Raw genomic sequence first — 17,538 nt, 5'->3', positions numbered from 1 at the left:
CGATCCAGGATCGACGATGCCCGAGGCCGGGCAAGCCCGGCCGGGAAATAAAGAGTGTTTATGGCTCGATGTGGCGACGATTGACCTTGGCCATAGGCAATGGAATCAACTTGCCCATCGGTTCGCGCCGTTCCTGGCGCACCGGCCGCAGGCCGACCACGATCTTGCGCGCGACCAATAAATAGAAGCCGCCGCCCGATAGCTGCCAGTCACCAGCCTTGCGCTCCCAACCCGCCAGACGGGCCTGCCATGTGGGCGACGCAAGCGGCGGACGATAGCACCCGAAGCGGCGTTTCTCCAGCGCGAAGCCCAGCAGGTTCAACCAGTCGCTGACCCGCGATGGCGAAATACAACGGGCCTGGCGCATGGCGTCGTTGGCAAAGACGTGGCGCAAGCCCCAAGCGCTCCATGGATTGATACCGACGATCAGCAAATGCCCGCCGGGCCGCACACTGCTCGCCGCTTCGCGCAGCAAACCGTGGGGCGACAGGCAGAAATCCAGCCCATGCTGCAACACCACCACGTCCGCGGCGTGCTCGCTCAAGGGCCAGGCCTGTTCTTCGCAGACGATCTCGACGCCGGGCAATGGCGCGCCGAGGCGTACGTTACGCTGCACTTGCGGCGCGGACGGCGGTGTCTCGGCCTGCGGGCCGTAGTGCACCAGGTAGCCGCCGAAGAACCGACCCAACTCGTCTTCGAGCATGCGCCGTTCTTCGTCCAGCAGAAATTGCCCAATGGGGCCGGACAGCCATTCACGGGCCGCGCTGATCAATGCCAGCCAGTCAGGATCAGCCTGAGCGAACGCTTTATCGGTCATTGCATTCTCCAAAGCGCCAGGAAGTTCTAAGATGCGCCATTGTTTTCCGCTTGGCGAATCCGACGATGATACAGATCAGTGCCCTACCCGCCTTCACCGACAACTACATCTGGTTGTTGCAGGACCACCGCACCCAACGCTGCGCCGTGGTCGATCCGGGCGACGCCGCGCCGGTCCAGGCCTGGCTGGCGGCGCATCCGGGCTGGGTGCTCAGCGATATTCTGATCACTCACCACCATCATGACCATGTCGGCGGCGTCGAACAGCTGAAAAAAGCGACTGACGCAACTGTCTACGGCCCCGCCAGCGAAACCATCCCGGCACGGGACGTCGCGCTCAAGGACAACGACCGCATCAACGTGCTCGGCTGGGACTTCGATGTGTTCGCCGTCCCCGGCCACACTCTGGGGCACATCGCCTTTTATCACCACGGCCTGCTGTTTTGCGGCGACACCCTGTTCGCCGCCGGTTGCGGCCGGTTGTTCGAAGGCACGCCGGAGCAGATGCACACCTCGCTGACGCGCCTGGCGTCCTTGCCTGAGGATACGCTGGTCTATTGCACCCACGAATACACCCTCAGCAACCTGAAGTTTGCCGCAGCAGTCGAACCGGGTAATCCGGACACCGCCGAACGGCTGGCCAAAGTCACTGCTCAGCGCGAAGCCGGGGTCATGACATTGCCTTCGACAATCGCCCTGGAAAAGCTCACCAACCCATTTTTACGTGTCAGCGAAACATCCGTTAAAGAAAAAGTGGACGAACGGAATGGAACCAATAACCGGGTCCCGAGTGCGGTTTTTGCTGCCTTGCGAGCGTGGAAAGATAAGTTCTAAGCAGGCTACCTATTGGTACAAAAATTCTGAATGGTTGACCGCGACGGGTACGCTTTCTAGAATCCCCCGACATTTTTGCCCGGAACTTACTTCCAGCCAATGTCGTCATCTATTCGTAAAGCCATCAATTCAGACGCATTGACCCGCTTGGCTCAAGCCATAGCGGTGGCTGTGTCCGCCACTTTGGCGGGCTGTTCAAGCCATGTGCCGCAGACCGACGCGGCCCACACTCCGAATATCGCCGCTCGAGCCAAGCAAAAACCTATCTGGCTCAGCGAAAAACCTACTCCACAAGTACCTCAGGACGTCTGGGAGCGCATGCGCCAAGGCTTCCAACTGCAGGATGGCCTGGGCGTCAACCCGCGTATCGAGCAACAACGACTGTGGTTCGCCAGCAACCCGTCCTTCCTCGAAAACGCCGGCGAACGCGGCAGCCTGTACATCCACTACATCATCGAACGCCTTGAAGAACGCAACATGCCGCTGGAACTGGCGCTGCTGCCAGTGATTGAAAGCGCCTACAACCCGATGGCCTATTCCCGGGCCGACGCGGTGGGCCTTTGGCAATTCATCCCTTCCACCGGGCGTTACTACAACCTGCGTCAAACCCGTTTCTATGATGGCCGTCGCGACATTACCGCCTCGACCACCGCGGCCATGGATTACCTGACCCGCCTGCACGACATGTTCAACGGTGACTGGTTGCTGGCCCTCGCTGCTTATAACGCCGGCGAAGGCACGGTCAGCCGGGCCATCGAGCGTAACGAGAAGCTTGGTTTGCCAACCGACTACTGGAACCTGCCGCTGCCGGCCGAAACCCAGGCCTACGTGCCGAAGTTGCTGGCCCTGTCGCAAGTGGTGCTGTCGCCGGAAGCCTACGGCGTGAACCTCAGCCCGATCGCCAACGAACCGTACTTCCAGGTCGTCGAAATCAACCAGCGCATGGACCTGTCCAAGGTTGCCGCGGTGGCCAACATCGACGAAGACGAACTGTTCCAGCTCAACCCGGCCTTCAAGCAGCGCACCACCATCGACGGTCCCCAGCATTTGCTGGTGCCGACGTCCAAGGCGCAACTGCTGACTGCCAGCCTGTCGACCATGCGCCCCGAAGAGCTGATCAGCTCGCGACCACTCAAACCAGTGTTCGAAGGTGCCGACGACAACGAAATCGCCAAACTCAAGCGCGCCTATCGCGTCAAACGTGGCGACAACCTGGCGACCATCGCCAAAGCGAACAAGGTCGATGTCAAAGACCTGCAACGCTGGAACAAGATGACCGGCAAGAACCTCAAGGTCGGCCAGACCCTGGTCATGCGGGACACCACCAAACGTAGCGCCGGTCGCGTCAACACCGTCGTGGCAGCCAACTCCAAGGCGAACGGCAAGACCACCAGCAAGACGGAGCAAACCCAATACAAGGTCAAGCAAGGCGACTCGCTGTACATGGTCGCCAAGCGTTTCAACGTTGAAATGCAACACCTCAAGCGCTGGAACCCGCGGGTTGGCCAGGCGCTGAAGCCAGGTCAGATGCTGACGGTTTATCAGCCGCACTGACAGAAGAGCCCCTGAGTTTTCGGGGGCTTTTTTTGGGTGATGTTTTTGTGGTGCTCTGTTTAAGCATTACCCTCACCCCAGCCCTCTCCCGGAGGGAGAGGGGGCCGACCGAGGTGTCTTGTGTCTTGCATCGACCTGAAAGATCCAGTCGATTACGGATTCGGCAAAGTAATTTCCAGTCGGCGCACCTCCACAATATCCCCCATTCAGTCCCCTCTCCCTCTGGGAGAGGGTTAGGGTGAGGGGCTCTTCGCGCAAACGATTAACCCGGCATTAACCCCCTGTCTTTTTCCTGTCGATACAAGCTGTTACTGTACGGCCCACAAAGCCCAAGCCGCCTGGATCGGATCTCTGACTTGAAGCGCGCCCTCCTCCTGCTCCTGATCAGCCTGGCCTTGAGCTCACCCGCAAGCGCGACGATCAGCGAAAGCCATGGTTATGCGCAGTTCGGCACGCTCAAGTACCCGGCCAGATTTACCCACTTCGACTGGGTCAACCCGCAAGCGCCCAAGGGCGGTACGTTGCGGGTGATGGCGTTTGGCACCTTCGATACGCTCAACCCTTACACCTTCAAGGGCTCAAGCCCGGTTTCCACCCCGAATTTCCTGCAATACGGCATCAACGAGCTCAACGAACCGCTGATGGTCGGCACCGGCCAGTACGCGCCGTCCGGCGACGAGCCAACGTCCAGCTATGGCCTGATCGCCCAATCGGTGGAATACAGCGAGGACCGCAGCTGGGTGGTGTTCAACCTGCGCCCTGAAGCGCGTTTCCACGATGGCACGCCGATCACCGCTTACGACGTGGCGTTTTCCTACCGGTTGCTGCTCAAGGAAGGCCATCCGCAGTACCGCACCGCCCTCCAGGAAGTGCTGCGGGTCGACATCCTAAACCCGCAACGCATTCGCTTTGTCTTCAAGCGCGCCGGCAATCCGTTGCAGATCCTGCGTCTGGGCGAGTTGCCGGTGCTGCCCCAGCATTACTGGAAAGGTCGCGACTTCAAGGCCACCACCTTCGAGCCGCCACTGGGCAGCGGGCCGTATCGCATCACCTCGGTGCAACCGGGGCGGCAGATCATCTTCGAACGGGTCAAGGATTACTGGGGCAAGGACCTGGCGGTCAATCGCGGCAAGTACAACTTCGACCGCATGGAAGTCGAGTTCTACCGCGACAGCGACGTGGCCTTCGAAGCCTTCAAGGCCGGCGAATTCGACATCTACATCGAGCATCAGGCGAAGAACTGGGACAACGGTTATAACTTCCCGGCCGTCACCCGTGGCGATGTGATCAAGGCGCAGATCCCGCACCAGATCCCGACCCAGAGCCAGGGCCTGTTCATGAATACCCGGCGCCCGACTTTTTCCGAGGTCAAGGTCCGCGAAGCGCTGGGGCTGATGTTCGATTTCGAGTGGACCAATCGCACGCTGTTCAGCGGCGCCTACAAGCGCGCCACCAGTTACTACCCCAACAGTGAATTCGAGGCCACCGGCCTGCCGGTTGGTCACGAATGGCTGATGCTCAAGCCCTATCGCGAACAGTTGCCCGCCAAGCTCTTCATCGAGCCCTTCAGCCTGCCGCAGACCGACGGCCGCGGCATCCCCCGGGAAACCTTGCGCAAAGCCTTGGGCCTGCTCAACGAGGCCGGCTGGAAGCTCAACGGCCAACGGGTCGAAAACGCCAAAGGCCAGCCGCTGCGGTTTGAGATTCTGCTGGTCAACCCAAACCTGGAACGCATCCTTCAGCCCTACGTCGAGAACCTCGCCAGCATCGGCATCGACGCCCGGCTGCGTACGGTGGATCGCGCCCAGTACAAACAACGCCTGGATCAGTTCGATTTCGACATGATCCTGATGACCCTCAACCAGACCCTCAGCCCGGGACTGGAGCAATGGCAGTACTTCCATTCCAGCCAGGCCGGGGTCAAGGGCAGTAAAAACTACGCGGGCATCGCCAACCCGGTAGTCGATCATTTGCTTGAGCAACTGCTCGCCGCGCAGACTCGCGATGAACAGGTCGCCGCCGGCAAGGCCCTCGACCGGGTGCTGCTGTGGCAGCACTACAGCATTCCCAACTGGTACCTTAATTATCATCGCCTGGCCTACCGCAACCGGTTCGCCTTCGTCACCACGCCGCCCTACACCCTGGGCATTTCTGCGTGGTGGCTGAAATCTTCGGAGAAAGGTCAATGAACCCCGTACGCGCTCTGCTCTTGCAGGCCAGCGGTCTGTTGTTCGCCGGGCTGGCCTGCGCCGCCCCGCAACATGCCCTGACCCTGTACAACGAGCCGCCGAAATACCCGGCCGACTTCAAGCACTTCGATTACGTCAACCCGGACGCGCCCAAGGGCGGGATCTTCCGCCAGGCCGGTTTCGGCGGCTTCGACAGCCTCAACCCGTTCATCAGCAAAGGCGTGCCGGCCGACGATATCGGGATGATCTACGACACCCTGGCCAAGCAAGGCCTGGACGAACCGTTCACCGAATACGGGTTGATCGCCGGCAAGATCGAGAAGGCCCCGGACAACAGCTGGGTGCGCTTCTACCTGCGCCCGGAAGCGCGGTTCCACGACGGTCACCCGGTGCGCGCCGAAGACGTGGTGTTCAGTTTCGAGACCCTGATCAAGGACGGCGCCCCGCTGTATCGCGGCTACTACAGCGACGTCGCGGAGGTGGTCGCCGAAGACCCGCTGACGGTGCTTTTCAAATTCAAGCACAACAACAACCGCGAACTGCCGCTGATCCTCGGCCAGTTGCCGGTGCTGCCAAAACATTGGTGGGCGACCCGCGACTTCAACAAGGGCAACCTGGAAATCCCGCTGGGCAGCGGCCCCTACAAGGTCAGCGAATTGAAGGCCGGGCGGTCGGTGCGTTACGAACGGGTCAAGGATTACTGGGGCAAAGACCTGCCGGTAAACCGTGGTTTCTACAACTTCGACGTGATGACCTCCGACTATTACCGCGACAACACCGTGGCCCTCGAAGCACTCAAGGCCGGGCAGTTCGATTACTGGCTGGAGATGACCGCGAAGAACTGGGCCAATGCCTACAACATCCCGGCCGTTACCGAAGGTCGGTTGATCAAGGAACAGATTCCCAACGGCAACCCGACGGGCATGCAAGGCTTCGTGTTCAACCTGCGTCGCCCGGTGTTCCAGGACATCCGCGTGCGTCAGGCCCTGACGTTGCTGCTGGATTTTGAATGGACCAACAAGCAACTGTTCAACGGCGCCTATGCGCGCACTCGCAGTTTCTTCGAAAACTCGGAAATGGCCGCCACCGGCCTGCCGGACGCCGATCAACTGGCAATCCTCGATCCGTTCCGCAGCAAGCTGCCGGCCGAGGTGTTCAGCGAGGCGTTCCAAAACCCGACGACCGACGCCAGCGGCATGATTCGCACCCAGCAACGCAAGGCCTATCAGTTGTTGCAAGAGGCCGGCTGGCGGATCGTCGATGACAAAATGGTCGACGCCACGGGCAAACCGGTGGTCATCGAGTTTCTGCTGGCGCAGACCGAGTTCGAACGTGTATTGCTGCCGCTCAAGCGTAACCTCAGTGACCTCGGCATCGATCTGGTGATTCGCCGGGTTGACGTCTCGCAGTACATCAACCGCGTGCGCTCGCGGGATTTCGACATGATGGTCGGCAGTTTCCCGCAATCCAACTCGCCAGGTAACGAGCAGCGCGAATACTGGATGAGCGCCGCCGCCGACAAGGCCAGCAGCCGCAACACCATGGGTTTGAAGGATCCGATCGTCGATCAATTGGTCGAGGAACTGATCAACGCCGATTCGCGTAAAAGCCTGGTAGCCCACGCCCGGGCGCTGGACCGCGTGCTGCAATGGGGTTATTACGTGATCCCCAACTGGCACATCAAGACCTGGCGCGTGGCCTACTGGAACCACATCGGCCACCCAAAAATTTCACCCAAGTACGACGTCGGCATCGCCACCTGGTGGGTCAAGCCTGACGCAAAACCGGCTGTAGAAGTCGAAACCAAACTGCAAGCCGACCCTGCGGGCACGGAGTAATCAGATGCTGGCGTATATTTTTCGGCGACTGCTGCTGATCATCCCGACCTTGTTCGGTATTTTGCTGATCAATTTCCTGATCATCCAGGCCGCTCCCGGTGGCCCGGTGGAACAGATGATCGCCAAGCTCGAAGGCTTTGAAGGCGCCACCAGCCGCATCGCCGGTGGCGGTGCCGAAGTCTCGGTGGCAGGCTCGGCCTATCGCGGCGCCCAGGGCCTGGACCCGGCGCTGGTCAAGGAAATCGAGCACATGTACGGCTTCGACAAATCGGCGCCGGAACGCTTGTGGATCATGGTCAAGAACTACGCGACCCTGGATTTCGGCGACAGCTTCTTCCGCGACGCGAAGGTCATCGACCTGATCAAGGAAAAGATGCCGGTGTCGATCTCCCTCGGGCTGTGGAGCACGCTGATCATGTACCTGGTATCGATCCCGCTGGGGATCGCCAAGGCCACGCGACACGGCAGCCATTTCGACGTCTGGACCAGTTCGGCGATCATCGTCGGTTACGCAATCCCGGCGTTCCTGTTTGCCATCCTGCTGATCGTGGTGTTTGCTGGCGGTAGTTATTTCGACTGGTTCCCGCTACGGGGCCTGACCTCGAACAACTTCGCCGAACTGAGCATGGGCGGCAAGATTCTCGATTACTTCTGGCACCTGGCCCTGCCGGTGACGGCGCTGGTGATCGGCAACTTCGCGACCATGACCTTGCTGACCAAAAACAGCTTCCTTGATGAAATCAACAAGCAGTACGTGGTCACCGCGAAAGCCAAGGGCCTGACCAATCACCGAGTGCTTTACGGCCACGTATTCCGCAACGCCATGCTGTTGGTGATCGCCGGGTTCCCGTCGGCGTTCATCGGCATTTTCTTTACCGGCTCGCTGCTGGTGGAAGTGATTTTCTCCCTCGACGGCCTCGGCCTGATGAGTTTTGAAGCGGCGATCAACCGCGATTACCCGGTGGTCTTCGGCACGTTGTTTATCTTCACGTTGTTGGGGCTGGTGGTGAAACTGATCGGCGACCTCACCTACACCCTGGTCGATCCGCGTATCGACTTCGAACACCGGGAGCATTGAGATGAACCTGTCTCCCCTCAATCGCCGTCGTTTCGAATTGTTCAAGGCCAACAAGCGTGGCTGGTGGTCGCTGTGGCTGTTTCTGATCCTGTTCGGCGCCAGCCTCGGTGCCGAATTGATTGCCAACGACAAACCGCTGGTCGTGCATTACGACAACAGTTGGTATTTCCCGGCACTCAAGCGCTACCCGGAAACCACCTTCGGCGGTGAATTCCCGCTGGAAGCCAACTACAAGAGCCCTTACATCCGCGAACTGCTCAAGGCCAAGGACGCCTGGATTCTGTGGGCGCCGATCCCTTACAGCTACCAGAGCATCAACTACGACCTGAAAGTCCCGGCCCCGGCACCGCCCTCGGCAGACAACCTGCTGGGCACCGACGATCAGGGCCGCGATGTGTTGGCCCGAGTGATTTACGGCTTCCGGATTTCGGTGTTGTTTGCCCTGACGCTGACCATTCTCAGCTCGATCATCGGCGTGATCGCCGGGGCCTTGCAGGGTTTCTATGGCGGCTGGGTCGATCTGGCCGGGCAGCGTTTCCTCGAGATCTGGTCCGGGCTGCCGGTGCTCTATCTGCTGATCATCCTCGCCAGTTTCGTCCAGCCGAACTTCTGGTGGTTGCTGGGGATCATGCTGCTGTTTTCGTGGATGAGCCTGGTGGACGTGGTCCGTGCCGAGTTCCTCCGTGGCCGTAACCTTGAATACGTGCGCGCGGCCCGGGCGCTGGGGATGCAGAATGGCGGAATCATGTTCCGCCACATCCTGCCCAACGCCATGGTCTCGACCATGACCTTCATGCCGTTCATCCTGACCGGCGCCATTGGCACGCTGACGGCGCTGGACTTCCTCGGTTTCGGTTTGCCGGCCGGCAGCCCGTCGCTCGGCGAACTGGTGGCCCAGGGCAAATCCAACCTGCAGGCGCCGTGGCTCGGCATGAGCGCGTTTGCGGTACTGGCGTTGATGTTGAGTTTGCTGGTGTTTATCGGCGAGTCCGCTCGCGATGCCTTCGACCCGAGGAAGTGAAATGAATCAGGACAATCTGATCGAAGTGCGCGACCTCGCCGTCGAATTCGTCGTCGGCGAGCGCGTGCAGCGGGTGGTCGAAGGCGTCAGCTTCGATATCAAGCGCGGCGAAACCCTGGCCTTGGTGGGCGAAAGCGGCTCCGGAAAATCGGTGACCGCGCACTCGATCCTGCGCCTGCTGCCCTACCCGCTCGCCCGGCACCCGTCCGGCACCATCGAATATTCCGGGCAAGACCTGCTGAGCCTGAAAGAGAAAACCATCCGTCACATCCGTGGTAACCGGATCGCGATGATCTTCCAGGAGCCGATGACCTCGCTCAATCCGCTGCACTCAATCGAGAAGCAGATCAATGAGGTGCTGGGCATTCACAAGGGTTTGACCGGCAAAGTCGCGACCAAGCGCACGCTGGAGCTGCTGGAGATGGTCGGCATCCCCGAGCCGCACAAGCGCCTCAAGGCCCTGCCTCACGAATTGTCCGGCGGCCAGCGGCAACGGGTAATGATCGCCATGGCCCTGGCCAACGAGCCGGAACTGCTAATAGCCGACGAGCCAACCACCGCTTTGGACGTGACCGTTCAGCTGAAAATCCTCGAATTGCTCAAGGAATTACAGGCCCGTTTGGGCATGGCGTTGTTACTGATCAGTCACGATTTGAACCTTGTGCGAAGAATTGCGCATCGCGTATGTGTCATGCAGCGCGGTTGCATCGTCGAACAGGCATCGTGCGAAGAGTTGTTCCGCGCGCCGCAGCATCCGTACACTCGGGAACTGCTGGCAGCGGAGCCCAGCGGCAAGCCGGCGACCAATGTAATCGGCCCGCCATTGCTGCAAGTCGAGGACCTGAAAGTATGGTTTCCGATCAAGAAAGGCTTCTTGAAAACCACGGTGGATTACGTCAAAGCGGTCGACGGGATCAATTTCAGCCTGCCCCAGGGCCAGACTCTGGGGATTGTGGGAGAAAGCGGTTCCGGCAAATCGACACTCGGTTTGGCGATTTTGAGGTTGATCGGCAGCAAGGGCGGCATCCGTTTTGAAGGCAAGCAGCTAGACTGCCTGACGCAGAGCGAGGTTCGGCCGTTGCGCCGGGAGATGCAGGTGGTGTTCCAGGACCCGTTCGGCAGCCTGAGCCCACGGATGTGCGTGAGCCAGATCGTCGGCGAAGGCCTGCGGATTCACAAGATGGGCACCGAGGCGGAACAGGAACAAGCGATTATTGCGGCATTGAAGGAGGTAGGCCTGGACCCGGAAACCCGGAACCGCTACCCCCATGAATTTTCCGGCGGGCAACGGCAGAGAATCGCCATTGCCCGGGCATTAGTGCTAAAACCGGCGTTGATACTGTTGGACGAGCCGACTTCGGCCCTCGACCGGACAGTCCAGCGCCAAGTGGTGGAGCTTTTGCGTTCACTGCAAACCAAGTACAACCTGACGTATCTGTTTATCAGCCATGACCTGGCTGTCGTCAAAGCGCTGAGCCACCAGTTGATGGTGGTCAAGCATGGCCAAGTGGTCGAACAGGGAGACGCGCAAAGTATCTTTGCCGCCCCCCAACATCCGTATACACAGCAGTTGCTGGAAGCCGCTTTCCTGGCACCAGCCACTGCGCAATAACCTGAAAAGAGGAGCAACACATGGGTTTTCTCGCCGGTAAGCGCGTACTGATCGTCGGTGTCGCCAGCAAGCTGTCCATCGCATCCGGCATCGCTGCCGCCATGCATCGCGAGGGCGCTGAGCTTGCCTTCACTTATCAGAACGACAAACTCAAGGGTCGTGTCGAAGAATTCGCACAAGGCTGGGGCTCGAGCCCTGAGCTGTGCTTCCCGTGCGACGTGGCCAGCGATGAAGAAATCGCCAAGGTCTTCGAAGAACTGAGCAAGAAGTGGGATGGCCTGGACGTGATCGTTCACTCCGTCGGCTTCGCTCCGGGCGACCAACTGGACGGCGACTTCACCGAAGCCACCACCCGTGAAGGTTTCCGCATCGCTCACGACATCAGCGCCTACAGCTTCGTGGCCCTGGCCAAGGCTGGTCGCGAAATGATGAAAGGCCGCAATGGCAGCCTGCTGACCCTGTCGTACCTGGGCGCCGAGCGCACCATGCCGAACTACAACGTAATGGGCATGGCCAAGGCTTCCCTGGAAGCTGGCGTTCGTTACCTGGCCGGCTCCCTGGGCCCGGAAGGCACCCGCGTCAACGCTGTATCGGCTGGCCCGATCCGCACCCTCGCCGCTTCCGGCATCAAGAACTTCCGTAAGATGCTGGCCGCCAACGAAGCGCAAACCCCGCTGCGTCGCAACGTCACCATCGACGAAGTCGGCAACGCCGGCGCCTTCCTGTGCTCCGACCTGGCGTCGGGCATCAGCGGCGAAATCATGTACGTAGACGGCGGCTTCAACACCACCGCCATGGGCAACATCGAAGAGTAATCTTCGCCTGGCCCATAAAAAACCCGCCGCTTCAGGCGGGTTTTTTTATGCCCGCAACACTCTCCCCTGTGGGAGCGAGCCTGCTCGCGAAAGCGTCCATTCAGTCACCTGTTTATCGCCTGACACAGCGCTTTCGCGAGCAGGCTCGCTCCTACAGGGGATCTGCGGCGCATTCACTAACAACGCTTCAGGGCCTGCTTATGGGCGTACATGGCGCCGTCGGCGTCGGCGAGCAAGCGATCGACGGTGTCGTGGCGTTTGGCGTCGTATTCGATCTGGCCGACGCTGAAGCGAATCGCATAACCACGGTGCAGCGTGGCGTTGCGCTCTTCAAGAATTTCCTTGAGGCGCGCCATGATCGTGTTGGTTTCGATACGGCTCGATCCGGTCAGCAACGCGACAAACTCATCGCCGCCCAAGCGCCCGACCACATCGCTCTCGCGAAAAGCTATGCGCAGCACATCGGCAAAGGTCTTCAGCGCGCTGTCGCCCTCGGCATGGCCATAGAGGTCGTTGATCTGCTTGAAGTCATTGAGGTCGAAAAACAGCAGCGTCGCCGCCTTGTCCAGACGCGAGCAAGTGTCGAGTGCATGCTGAGCCAGCTGTTTGAAGCCGCGACGGTTGGACAGCAACGTCAGCTCGTCCATGCTCGCCATCTGCACCGCCGTCAGCTCTTGCTCGGCCATTTCCGCCAGATCTCGCAACAACGCGCGTTCTTCTTCATCGAGATCGCGGGGCTTGGTGTCGATCAGGCACAACGTGCCCATTTTGTTGCCGTTGGGCACCGTCAGCGGATAACCGGCGTAGAAGCGAATATTCGGTTCGCCCGTCACCAGCGGATTGTCATGAAAGCGCACATCCTCCCTGGCGTCGGGCACCAGCAGAAGGTCGTTCTGCAGTATCGCGTGACCGCAGAAGGAAACATCTCGCGGGGTTTCAGTGGCATCCAGCCCCACGCAGGACTTGAACCACTGCCGGTTACTGTCGACCAGCGTGACCAGTGCAATTGGCACATTGAACAGGCGCCTGGCCAGCCGAGTCAGTCGGTCGAAGCGCTCTTCCGGCGCCGAATCGAGAAGGTCGAGGCCCTGCAGCACTTGAATTCGCGCAGCTTCATTGGCGGGTTTTCCTGGAACCAGCATTAGCACACTCCATTGGCATCAATGCCTTTCAGCGTAGCGCAAATCACCGAAGGCTCACCTCTTCAGATGCCCGCTACCGGGCACGGCCCTCCGGCGTCCGCCCAGAGCTTGAACTGGGTAACGAAAATGTCGTGAGGCACCGGCACCGGCGCCCGATTGCCACCCGGATTCCAGCCCCAGAGCACCAGTTTGTCGTCGCTGACGTGTTTGATCAGCGCGGCGAAATCACGGTCGCCATTGCTGGAGCGATCCTTGATCAATGCGCAGAGTTTGTCTGGCGGCAGGCCGATCCAGGCCATTTTGTGCGCCGCGGACGGCAGGCTCCAGTGCGGCGCGCCTGGCGGTGCGTGGGGGCCGAAACTGGCCGGCGGGTTGTTTTCGGCATGGCAGGTGGCGCAGGGCAAACCGGCGGAGCCCTTGCCGTCCATGCCGCGCACTACGTTCATCGCGTGCGGGATGCCGGCGTCGAACTGCAACGGTGAATCGCCTGGGATGTGGCAGTTCTGGCAGCGCGGGCTCTGGAAAACCTTCTGCACCGTCCCGAAGGCTTTCAACGCAGCCTGATCGTCGGCGAACAGCTCCGAGGCGTAGCCGCCCAGTCCGATCAGCACCACGGCGCCCAGTATCAAATGTCGTTTCATCTCACACCCCCGACAGTTGCAACGGCAGTTCCCGCAGGCGTTGCCCGGTCAGGGCAAACACTGCGTTGGCCACCGCTGGCGCCATGGGCGGCACACCGGCCTCGCCGATACCGCCTGGTTTGTCGGTACTGGGCACGATGTGCACCTCCACCACCGGCATTTCGTTGAGCCGCAGCACCTGATAATCGTGGTAATTGGACTGCACCACCTGGCCGTCCTTGAACGTCACTTTGCTGTGCAGCGCAAACCCCAGGCCGAAGGTAACGCAAGATTCCATTTGCGCAGCGATGCTTTCGGGGTTGACCGCGATGCCGCAGTCCACCGCGCACACCACCCGATGCACGCGGATCTTCAGATTGTCCTGGGACACTTCGGCGACATGCGCAACGAAGCTCCCGAACGATTCGTGCACCGCAACACCCAAGGCGTGACCGTCCGGCAGCGGCGCGTTCCAGTTAGCTTTTTCCACGGCCAGGTTCAGTACGCCCAGATGCCGTGGATGGTCCTTGAGCAAGGTTCGGCGGTATTCCACCGGGTCTTTGCCGGCGGCCGTGGCCAGTTCGTCGATCAGCGATTCCATGACAAAGGCGTTGTGGCTGTGCCCAACCGAACGCAGCCACAGCACGTTGATGCCGGTTTTCGGTGAATGCAGCTCCACCAGATGATTGGCCATGCCTTCAAGGTAAGGGCTGTCGGCCACACCTTCTACCGAAGTTTTGTCGACGCCGTCCTTGACCATCGTCGCCGCAAACGCCGTGCCGTCCATGATCGACTGCCCGACCATCACATGCTTCCAGGCCAGCGGCATACCGGCCGCATCCAGACCAATACGCGCCTGATGCAGGAACATCGAGCGGTAATAGCCGCCACGAATGTCGTCTTCCCGGGACCAGACGGTTTTCACCGGCATACCGGCGGCCTTCGCGACTTGCACCGCTTCACTGACAAAATCCGAGGTCGGGTTGGCCCGACGGCCAAAACCGCCGCCGAGGAATTCGGTGTGGATTTCCACCTGTTCGGGTTTAAGCCCGGTGATCTTGCCCGCGATCATTTGATCGAGGGTCTGGAACTGGGTGCCGGTCCAGATTTCGCATTTGTCCGCAGTGATTTTCACCGTGCAGTTGAGCGGTTCCATTGGTGCATGGGCCAGGTACGGCACGCTGTATTCAACGTCGATGGTTTTTGCTGCTTTGCCCAATGTGGCGGCTGCATCGCCAGCCTGACTAGCTGGCATGCCGGGGGTAGCGGCGAGTTGGCGGAAGCTTTCCAGCAGTTTCACGCTGTCGAGGCCGGTGTTCGGGCCCAGGTCCCAGTCGATGTTCAGCGCATCGCGGCCCAGTTTCGCCGCCCAGTAGTGATCGGCAATCACCGCCACGCCCGTGGGCACCTGCACCACTTTGTGCACCCCCGGCACCGCCAGGGCCTCGGCGCCTTCGAAGGATTTGACGCTGCCGCCAAACACCGGCGGGCGCGCGACCATGGCGGTCATCAGCCCTTCAAATTGCACGTCCATGCCGAACTTGGCCCGACCGGTGATTTTCTCCGGGGTGTCGAGCCGTTTGGTCGGTTTGCCGATGATCTTCCAGTCCTTGGCGTCCTTGAACTTGATCGAGGCCGGGTCCGGCACAGGCAGCTTGCCGGCGTCATCCGCCAGTTCACCGTAGGTCGCGCGTTTGTCGCCAGCGATGACCACGCCCGGTTCGGTGCGAATCTCGGACGGCGCGACGTTGAAGCGCTTGGCGGCGGCGTCGATCAACATCAGGCGCGCGGCGGCGCCGGCCTGACGATAGCGGTCGAACTCCATCCAGGTCGAAGTAGACCCGCCAGTGATCTGCATGCCGCCAAACCCGGCCAGACCATAATCCTTGGCCGAGGCGGGTGAATGTTCGACGCGGATCTTCGACCAGTCGGCGTCCAGCTCTTCGGCGATCAGCATGGTCAGGCCGGTCCAGATGCCCTGGCCCATTTCCGAATGGCCGAGCAGGATGGTGACGCTGTTGTCATTGGCGATTCGCAGGAAGGCATTCGGCGCGAAGACATTGCCTTGATCCTCGGCGCCCAAAGCAAAACGATGGCCGCCGGGAATGACAAACGCCACCACCAACCCACCGCCAAGCACCGCACTGCCCTTGAGAAAACCACGGCGTGAAACAGGACTGAAGCTGTTCATTGAACTGATTCCCCCGGACGTGGCATCAACCGATCTCGGCTGCGCGTTTGACCGCCGCACGGATCCTTGGGTAAGTGCCGCAGCGGCAGATGTTGCCGGACAGCGCCTGATCGATGTCACTGTCGGTGGGTTTGGGGATCTTCGCCAGCAAGGCTGCGGCCGACATGATCTGCCCCGACTGGCAGTAACCACACTGCACCACGTCCAGCTCAGCCCAGGCTTGTTGCACCGGGTGCGAACCGTCGGTGGACAGGCCTTCGATGGTGAGGATTTTTTGCCCGTTGGCCACGGCCGTGACAGGAGTGATACAGGAGCGCAGCGGCGCGCCGTCGACGTGCACGGTGCAGGCACCGCACTGGGCCATGCCGCAACCGAATTTGGTCCCGGTCAGGTGCGCGACATCGCGCAAGACCCACAGCAATGGCATGTCCGCGGGGACGTCCAGTGCCTGGTCCTTGCCATTGATATTCAGGGTAAGCATTACGGATTTCCTCAGACTCACGGTGTTCTGAAGGGGCGTCGCTGTGGCTGCAAAAGCCCACGCGCGCCTCGGCTTATCCCTTTCAGCAAAGCCTAATTTGCGCCTGAAGCCAGACGGTGCGACCACCGGTCATGCAGATGTCGACTTTAATCCTACAGTTGATAACGGCTCTCACCGAGCCAGCGCAGCAGAACTCTCGTCAACAGCGACACCGGTCCGCGAACACCGCGCGGGTTATTCATTACTGATCTGGAGTAGCGAACATGGGATTTGTCACCACCAAAGATGGCGTCGAAATCTTCTACAAGGATTGGGGCCCGAAAGACGCGCCGGTGATCCACTTCCACCACGGCTGGCCGCTGAGTTCAGACGACTGGGATGCGCAGATGCTGTTCTTTCTGGGGCAAGGCTTTCGGGTGATTGCCCATGATCGACGTGGGCATGGGCGTTCGAGTCAGGTCTGGGATGGCCACGATATGGATCACTACGCCGATGATGCGCTAGCGGTGGTCAATCATCTCGGTGTGAAGAATGTCGTGCACGTCGGCCACTCGACCGGCGGCGGTGAAGTCATTCATTACATTGCCCGGCATGGCCAGGACAATGTGGCCAGAGGCGTGCTGATCAGCGCGGTGCCGCCGCTGATGGTGCAGACCGAGAGCAATCCGGGTGGGCTGCCAAAGTCTGTGTTCGACGAATTTCAGGCGAATTTGGCGGCGAATCGCGCACAGTTTTATCGGGATATTCCGACGGGGCCTTTTTATGGTTACAACCGGCCGGGGGCCACGCCTTCGGAGGGGATCATTGCCAACTGGTGGCGTCAGGGCATGATTGGCGGCGCGAAGGCGCATTACGACGGGATCGTGGCGTTTTCGCAGACAGATTTTACTGAGGATCTGAAGAAGGTCACCGTGCCGGTGTTGGTGATGCACGGTGAGGATGACCAGATTGTGCCGTACGCGAACTCGGGGCCGTTGTCGGCGAAGTTGCTGCCCAATGGCACGTTGAAATCGTATCCAGGGTTTCCGCACGGGATGCCGACAACGGAGGCGCCCACCATCAACGCTGATCTGCTGGCCTTCATTCGCGGGTGAAATGTACCGGCGCCTGACACTGACCTCTGTGGCAGCCAGCCTGCTGGCTCCCACATTAACTACGTGTCACACCAAAAATCCTCACCCCGCCTCAATCCCTGTGGGAACTGGCTTGCCAGCGAAGGCGGCGGCACATTCAACATCATTGTTGCCTGACCTACCGCTATCGTTGGCAAGCCAGCTCCCACAGTGTTTTGTGCCAACCCCCAATTCTGTGATCTACACCATCCCTTGTAGGAGGCAGGCTGCTGGC

The 17,538-nt window shown here is 60.3% G+C and carries 14 protein-coding genes; 9 read left to right on the top strand and 5 right to left on the bottom strand.

The features are described 5' to 3' along the window. Positions 1-58 precede the first annotated feature (58 nt). Positions 59-817 (bottom strand): methyltransferase domain-containing protein, encoded by a 759-nt coding sequence (locus JFT87_RS15970; RefSeq protein WP_201202678.1) that lies wholly within the window; start codon positions 815-817, stop codon positions 59-61. Between the two features lie 65 nt (positions 818-882). On the opposite strand from JFT87_RS15970, the gene gloB reads away from it, so the two are divergent. From gloB to fabI, 8 genes are all read left to right on the top strand, one after another. Then, positions 883-1,650, top strand: a complete 768-nt coding sequence (gene gloB / locus JFT87_RS15965) for a hydroxyacylglutathione hydrolase (RefSeq protein WP_201202676.1) — start codon at positions 883-885, stop codon at positions 1,648-1,650. Between the two features lie 99 nt (positions 1,651-1,749). Beyond that, positions 1,750-3,204, top strand: a complete 1,455-nt coding sequence (locus tag JFT87_RS15960) for a transglycosylase SLT domain-containing protein (protein ID WP_201202672.1) — start codon at positions 1,750-1,752, stop codon at positions 3,202-3,204. 356 nt (positions 3,205-3,560) lie between these two features. Next, positions 3,561-5,393: an extracellular solute-binding protein gene (locus JFT87_RS15955; protein ID WP_201202667.1), complete on the top strand. Its 1,833-nt coding sequence runs from the start codon at positions 3,561-3,563 to the stop codon at positions 5,391-5,393. Further along, on the top strand, positions 5,390-7,231 hold the full coding sequence (locus JFT87_RS15950) for an extracellular solute-binding protein (protein WP_201202665.1): 1,842 nt from the start codon (positions 5,390-5,392) through the stop codon (positions 7,229-7,231). Before JFT87_RS15955 ends, JFT87_RS15950 begins: the two co-directional genes overlap by 4 nt. A gap of 4 nt (positions 7,232-7,235) precedes the next feature. Further along, a complete protein-coding gene (locus JFT87_RS15945) occupies positions 7,236-8,309 on the top strand; it encodes a microcin C ABC transporter permease YejB (RefSeq protein WP_201202662.1) in 1,074 nt (357 codons plus the stop codon). Position 8,310: 1 nt separating this feature from the next. Continuing rightward, on the top strand, positions 8,311-9,330 hold the full coding sequence (locus tag JFT87_RS15940) for an ABC transporter permease (protein ID WP_201202660.1): 1,020 nt from the start codon (positions 8,311-8,313) through the stop codon (positions 9,328-9,330). 1 nt (position 9,331) lies between these two features. After that, entirely contained in the window at positions 9,332-10,942 is a 1,611-nt protein-coding gene (locus JFT87_RS15935) for an ABC transporter ATP-binding protein (protein WP_201202658.1), read from the top strand. A 20-nt stretch (positions 10,943-10,962) separates the two neighbouring features. Beyond that, positions 10,963-11,757 (top strand): enoyl-ACP reductase FabI, encoded by a 795-nt coding sequence (fabI, locus tag JFT87_RS15930; protein ID WP_054047522.1) that lies wholly within the window; start codon positions 10,963-10,965, stop codon positions 11,755-11,757. A gap of 176 nt (positions 11,758-11,933) precedes the next feature. Here fabI and JFT87_RS15925 read toward each other — a convergent pair whose 3' ends face one another. The 4 genes from JFT87_RS15925 to JFT87_RS15910 all read right to left on the bottom strand — a co-directional run bounded on the left by JFT87_RS15925 (position 11,934) and on the right by JFT87_RS15910 (position 16,191). Beyond that, positions 11,934-12,899 (bottom strand): GGDEF domain-containing protein, encoded by a 966-nt coding sequence (locus JFT87_RS15925; protein WP_201202656.1) that lies wholly within the window; start codon positions 12,897-12,899, stop codon positions 11,934-11,936. Positions 12,900-12,961: 62 nt separating this feature from the next. Continuing rightward, positions 12,962-13,540 carry a hypothetical protein gene (locus tag JFT87_RS15920; protein ID WP_201202653.1) on the bottom strand — a complete coding sequence of 193 codons (579 nt, stop codon included), beginning with the start codon at positions 13,538-13,540 and terminating at the stop codon, positions 12,962-12,964. Between the two features lies 1 nt (position 13,541). Further along, complete coding sequence (locus JFT87_RS15915; RefSeq protein ID WP_201202651.1) at positions 13,542-15,710, bottom strand: xanthine dehydrogenase family protein molybdopterin-binding subunit; 2,169 nt, start codon at positions 15,708-15,710, stop codon at positions 13,542-13,544. Between the two features lie 25 nt (positions 15,711-15,735). Continuing rightward, positions 15,736-16,191, bottom strand: coding sequence for a (2Fe-2S)-binding protein (locus JFT87_RS15910; RefSeq protein WP_201202648.1), 456 nt, complete (start codon positions 16,189-16,191; stop codon positions 15,736-15,738). 263 nt (positions 16,192-16,454) lie between these two features. On the opposite strand from JFT87_RS15910, the gene JFT87_RS15905 reads away from it, so the two are divergent. After that, positions 16,455-17,285, top strand: a complete 831-nt coding sequence (locus JFT87_RS15905; RefSeq protein ID WP_201202645.1) for an alpha/beta fold hydrolase — start codon at positions 16,455-16,457, stop codon at positions 17,283-17,285. The last annotated feature ends 253 nt before the right edge of the window (positions 17,286-17,538 follow it).

Origin of the sequence: Pseudomonas sp. TH15, assembly GCF_016651105.1 — a bacterium.
In the GTDB taxonomy this organism is placed as follows: Bacteria; Pseudomonadota; Gammaproteobacteria; order Pseudomonadales; family Pseudomonadaceae; genus Aquipseudomonas.
The sequence above is the reverse complement of the archived record's forward strand: the minus strand, read 5'-3'. Positions and strand labels throughout refer to the sequence as shown.

What these genes read in the sequence shown, in the direction of transcription:
- JFT87_RS15970 (WP_201202678.1), bottom strand. Translation starts at nt 817, where the DNA reads ATGACCGATAAAGCGTTCGCTCAGGCTGATCCTGACTGGCTGGCATTG.
- gloB (WP_201202676.1), top strand. Translation starts at nt 883, where the DNA reads ATGATACAGATCAGTGCCCTACCCGCCTTCACCGACAACTACATCTGG.
- JFT87_RS15960 (WP_201202672.1), top strand. Translation starts at nt 1,750, where the DNA reads ATGTCGTCATCTATTCGTAAAGCCATCAATTCAGACGCATTGACCCGC.
- JFT87_RS15950 (WP_201202665.1), top strand. Translation starts at nt 5,390, where the DNA reads ATGAACCCCGTACGCGCTCTGCTCTTGCAGGCCAGCGGTCTGTTGTTC.
- JFT87_RS15945 (WP_201202662.1), top strand. Translation starts at nt 7,236, where the DNA reads ATGCTGGCGTATATTTTTCGGCGACTGCTGCTGATCATCCCGACCTTG.
- JFT87_RS15940 (WP_201202660.1), top strand. Translation starts at nt 8,311, where the DNA reads ATGAACCTGTCTCCCCTCAATCGCCGTCGTTTCGAATTGTTCAAGGCC.
- JFT87_RS15935 (WP_201202658.1), top strand. Translation starts at nt 9,332, where the DNA reads ATGAATCAGGACAATCTGATCGAAGTGCGCGACCTCGCCGTCGAATTC.
- fabI (WP_054047522.1), top strand. Translation starts at nt 10,963, where the DNA reads ATGGGTTTTCTCGCCGGTAAGCGCGTACTGATCGTCGGTGTCGCCAGC.
- JFT87_RS15925 (WP_201202656.1), bottom strand. Translation starts at nt 12,899, where the DNA reads ATGCTGGTTCCAGGAAAACCCGCCAATGAAGCTGCGCGAATTCAAGTG.
- JFT87_RS15920 (WP_201202653.1), bottom strand. Translation starts at nt 13,540, where the DNA reads ATGAAACGACATTTGATACTGGGCGCCGTGGTGCTGATCGGACTGGGC.
- JFT87_RS15915 (WP_201202651.1), bottom strand. Translation starts at nt 15,710, where the DNA reads ATGAACAGCTTCAGTCCTGTTTCACGCCGTGGTTTTCTCAAGGGCAGT.
- JFT87_RS15910 (WP_201202648.1), bottom strand. Translation starts at nt 16,191, where the DNA reads ATGCTTACCCTGAATATCAATGGCAAGGACCAGGCACTGGACGTCCCC.
- JFT87_RS15905 (WP_201202645.1), top strand. Translation starts at nt 16,455, where the DNA reads ATGGGATTTGTCACCACCAAAGATGGCGTCGAAATCTTCTACAAGGAT.